The 4,045-nt window shown below is 69.4% G+C and carries 5 protein-coding genes; 2 read left to right on the top strand and 3 right to left on the bottom strand.

The features are described from left to right. The 3 genes from ribD to glyA form a co-directional block, all read right to left on the bottom strand. On the bottom strand, window positions 1-542 hold a 542-nt coding region (gene ribD, locus I53_RS26610), incomplete at its 3' end, for a bifunctional diaminohydroxyphosphoribosylaminopyrimidine deaminase/5-amino-6-(5-phosphoribosylamino)uracil reductase RibD (protein ID WP_043356564.1). Beyond that, on the bottom strand, window positions 539-1,072 hold the full coding sequence (gene nrdR / locus I53_RS26615) for a transcriptional regulator NrdR (protein ID WP_043356555.1): 534 nt from the start codon (window positions 1,070-1,072) through the stop codon (window positions 539-541). The genes nrdR and ribD, both read right to left, overlap by 4 nt. Before the next feature lie 102 nt (window positions 1,073-1,174). Next, a complete protein-coding gene (gene glyA / locus I53_RS26620; protein WP_043356556.1) occupies window positions 1,175-2,479 on the bottom strand; it encodes a serine hydroxymethyltransferase in 1,305 nt (434 codons plus the stop codon). Between the two features lie 285 nt (window positions 2,480-2,764). Between glyA and I53_RS26625 the strand changes: the two genes are divergently transcribed. Together I53_RS26625 and I53_RS26630 are read left to right on the top strand one after the other, a co-directional pair. Continuing rightward, window positions 2,765-3,379, top strand: coding sequence for a hypothetical protein (locus I53_RS26625; RefSeq protein WP_210161601.1), 615 nt, complete (start codon window positions 2,765-2,767; stop codon window positions 3,377-3,379). Beyond that, on the top strand, window positions 3,376-3,822 hold the full coding sequence (locus I53_RS26630) for a hypothetical protein (protein WP_043356560.1): 447 nt from the start codon (window positions 3,376-3,378) through the stop codon (window positions 3,820-3,822). The genes I53_RS26625 and I53_RS26630 overlap by 4 nt, the downstream gene beginning before the upstream one ends. The last annotated feature ends 223 nt before the right edge of the window (window positions 3,823-4,045 follow it).

Consider the following 4,045-nt stretch of genomic DNA (forward strand, 5'->3'; position numbering starts at 1 on the left):
CCCGTCGCCACTGGGCCGGTGATGCGCAGGCGCTCCGGACCGGCGGCGGCGCAGAAGCCGTCGCGGGTGCGGGCGAGCTTGAGGTGCAGGGCCGGGCGGCCGCGTGTCACCCGGATGATGTGGCCGACATGGTCGCGCGCCGCCGCATCCCGCATCAGCCCGGTCTCGACCGCGACGCCGCCCTGTCTCAGGAGATCGTGGCCCCGCCCCGCCACCCGCGGGTCGGGATCCTCCAGGGCACTGACCACCCGGGCGATCCCGGAGGCCAGGATGGCGTCGGTGCAGGGCGGCGTGCGGCCGTGATGCGAGCACGGCTCAAGGGTCACGTAGAGGGTCGCGCCGCGGGCGGCGTCCCCCGCGGCGGCCAGCGCCACGGGCTCCCCGTGCGGGCGTCCCCCCGGCGCCGTCGCCGCCGTCCCGAGGATGCGCCCGGTCCCGGGCTCGACCACCACGGCGCCGACCGACGGGTTCGGCCACGTGGTGCCGAGACCGCGGCGGCCCAGCGCCAGGGCGAGGCGCATGAAGTGGGTATCGTCACTCATGGGCGGCCGGCGCGGCGCCGCCCCGGTGCCTCGGGCTCCAGCTCGGCGTCCGGCCCCGGCACGGCCGCCGGCACCGGGCTACCGTCGCTCAGCGTGCCGAGCAGGTCCTCGAAGTCCTTCGCCTCGCGGAAGTTCTTGTAGACGGAGGCGAAGCGCACGTAGGCGACGTCGTCGAGACCCTTGAGCCCCGCCATCACCAGTTCGCCGATCGTCTCGGAGGTCACCTCGGGCTCCCCGGCGCTCTCGAGCTGCCGGGTGATGCCGCTGACCAGCCGCTCGATCCGCTCCGGATCGACGGCGCGCTTGCGGAGCGCCACGTCGATGGAACGCTGAAGCTTGTCCCGGTCGAAGGGCACGCGCTTGCCCGAGCGCTTGAGCACCACGACCTCGCGCAGCTGCACCCGTTCGAAGGTGGTGAAGCGGCCGGCGCAGTCGGGGCAGACCCGGCGCCGCCGGATCGCGGCCCCGTCCTCGGAGGGCCGCGAGTCCTTCACCTGGGTCTCGGAGCCGCCGCAATAGGGACACCGCATGGATGAGATACTCGGGCATGGAAACGGCCGCGGACCGGTCGGATCCGCGGCCGTTTCCTAATCCACCGAAGGGCGGCCCGAAAGACCGGCCCCGCTCACGCCTCAGCCGTAGATCGGGAACCGGTCCGTGAGGGCATGGACGCGGGTCTTGACATCGGCCTCGACCGCGCTGTCGCCCGCCTCACCCTTGGCGGCGAGCCCGTCCAGCACCTCGACGATGAAGCCGCCGATCTGCTTGAACTCGGCGACGCCGAAGCCGCGGGACGTGCCGGCGGGGGTGCCGAGCCGGATGCCCGAGGTGATGGTCGGCTTCTGCGTGTCGAAGGGCACGCCGTTCTTGTTGCAGGTGATGTGCGCCCGCGACAGCGCGGCTTCCGCCGCCTTGCCGGTGAGGCCCTTCCGCTGCAGGTCGACCAGCATCAGGTGGTTGTCGGTGCCGCCCGAGGTGATGTCGTAGCCGCCCGAGATCAGCGTGTCGGCGAGCGCCTTGGCGTTCTCCACCACCTGGCGGGCGTAGATCTTGAACTCGGGCTTCAGCGCCTCGCCGAAGGCCACGGCCTTGCCGGCGATGACGTGCATCAGCGGGCCGCCCTGGATGCCCGGGAAGATCGCCGAGTTGAACTTCTTGGCCAGCGCCTCGTCGTTGGTCAGGATCATGCCGCCGCGCGGGCCGCGGAGCGTCTTGTGGGTCGTCGTGGTGGCGACATGGGCGTGCGGGAACGGCGACGGATGGACGCCGGCCGCAACGAGGCCCGCGAAATGGGCCATGTCGACCATGAAGTAGGCGCCCACCGAGTCGGCGATCTCGCGGAACTTGGCGAAGTCCCAGTGGCGCGGGTAGCCCGAGCCGCCGGCGATGATCACCTTCGGCTTATGCTCCTGCGCGAGCTGGGCGACCTGCTCCATGTCGATCCGCTGGTCCTCGCGGCGCACCGTGTAGGAGACCGGCTTGAACCACTTGCCCGAGACGTTCGGCGGGGCGCCGTGCGTCAGGTGGCCGCCCGCGGCGAGGTCGAGGCCCAGGAAGGTGTCGCCGGGCTGCATCAGGGCCAGGAACACGCCCTGGTTGGCCTGGGAGCCCGAGTTCGGCTGCACGTTGGCGAAGCCGCAATCGAACAGGCGCTTGGCGCGCTCGATGGCGAGATCCTCGGCGATGTCCACGAACTGGCAGCCGCCGTAGTAGCGCCGGCCCGGATAGCCCTCCGCGTACTTGTTGGTCAGCACCGAGCCCTGCGCCTCCAGCACGGCGCGGGAGACGATGTTCTCCGAGGCGATCAGCTCGATCTCGTGCTGCTGACGGCCGAGCTCCTTGGCCACCGCCTCGGCGATCTCGGGATCGGTCTCCGTGAGGGGGGCGGCGAAGAAGCTGTTGGAGAAGTGCTTGTCGGCGGCGGTACCGGCGCTCATGGTCTGCCTCTGTTCTGGTAGGGGCGATGCCCGGCCTTTCGTCGGCGTGCACGGGCGGGCGTTCAAGGTGGGATTCCTACACGCGCCGACGGCTCAGGCCAAGCGCAGGCATTTTGCTCGCGCGCCAAGAATAATTTGCCGCAGGCCAGGCGCCTGCTCAGCCGGATGGGGCCGAAATGTTTTCCTAATTAAACCTGAAGTCGCTTGATGGAAGGAAAATAATCATGGAATAAAACAGGAACAAGGACGGCGGGTTCTGGCGCGATGCGAGATCATGATCCCGATGTGCTCTGGGCGTATTCCCTCGCGGAGCTTCGCTTGAGCCGAGTCTTCGTTGCCCTTGAACTTCTGGACATCAAAGCTGGATTCAGACCGGATCAGCCACGGGGCCGCGATGGTCGGTGGTGCGGAGAGGGCGGGTCGCCCTCCGTCGTTCGCAGGGACCGAACGGGTGATCCTCGGATCGACGCGAAGACCGATGAGATCCTCGATGTCCTGAAGGACGTCGTCGCGAGCACCGAGCCGGGAGAGGGGTTCCTCTACGGGTTCCAGATCCATGCCAGCCTGGCGGCCCGCCTGCGCGCGCTGGATCTACCCGGGATCGGCAGGCACGGTGTCGAGCAGAGCTTCGTCGCCGGCGACATCGTCCGCCACGGCCTGTCCGGCAGCAGACGCACGGATGTTCTTCTCCGGGATGGCCGGACAAGCGCAGCGCCGGTCCGGGCGATCTGGGACATCAAGACCGGCGAAACGGGTCTGTCGCCGCGCCGCATCCGTGCCCTGCGGGCCGGCGCAGGTGTCGACGACAGCGTCCCGGTCATCGAGATCCATCTGCTCCGCGGCATCTCCGTCAAGAGCCGCATCTCTGTCGCCGTTACACGCGGAGTCGTGCTCGCATGAGTATGGAAGCGTACGCCGTGGGTCCGAGACCACTCGCCGGCGTATCGGATTGGCAGGCCGGCCTGGACGCGCTCGGTTTCGATCTGCAGCTTCGTGGAACGACGATTCCGCCGGCCTCGTCGGGGCATCTGCTGGCCGTGCGGCGCGGCCGGGCCTCGGGCTTCGAGTGCTCGATCGTGCCGTTCTCGGAATTGAAGGAAACCTATCCGGAGACCGACTTCGCCGGCTCCTGGCCATGCGTGTACGCGTTCTGGTTCGGCACCATCGCGGAATCCATCGGCGCCCTGATGGCGATCACGGCCTGCGTGACATCGGTCGGGGGGCTCGCCTTCTTTCCCGAGGACGGTCGCTTGCTGACCGCCGATCAGGCCGTCCGGTACGCGCGCGAGACGGTGCCCGCGGCTGAGGAACTGGAACGGCAACTCGGCCCCGGACCGGAATGATCCGTCCTCCTCCTCAGCGCCGAGCCTGAGCCGGCCGAGGAGTCCCGGCCGAACCAGCCACGCCCGCCGGACCTATGTCAGACCTGCGCCGCGAGGTTCGTCTCGATCAAGACCGTCTCGGTCTCGAATTCGGCCGCGTGCCACGCCCCGGCCGGGAAGTGGAACACGCTGCCGGCCGAGAACGGCTTGCGACCCTGCTCGGTCTCCAGGACCCCGGAGCCCG

The organism is Methylobacterium sp. B1, assembly GCF_000333255.1.
Classification (GTDB): domain Bacteria; phylum Pseudomonadota; class Alphaproteobacteria; order Rhizobiales; family Beijerinckiaceae; genus Methylobacterium; species Methylobacterium fujisawaense.

Excerpts from the sequence above, each read along its gene's own strand:
- I53_RS26630 (WP_043356560.1), top strand. The coding sequence starts at position 3,376 with ATGAGTATGGAAGCGTACGCCGTGGGTCCGAGACCACTCGCCGGCGTA.
- glyA (WP_043356556.1), bottom strand. The coding sequence starts at position 2,479 with ATGAGCGCCGGTACCGCCGCCGACAAGCACTTCTCCAACAGCTTCTTC.
- nrdR (WP_043356555.1), bottom strand. The coding sequence starts at position 1,072 with ATGCGGTGTCCCTATTGCGGCGGCTCCGAGACCCAGGTGAAGGACTCG.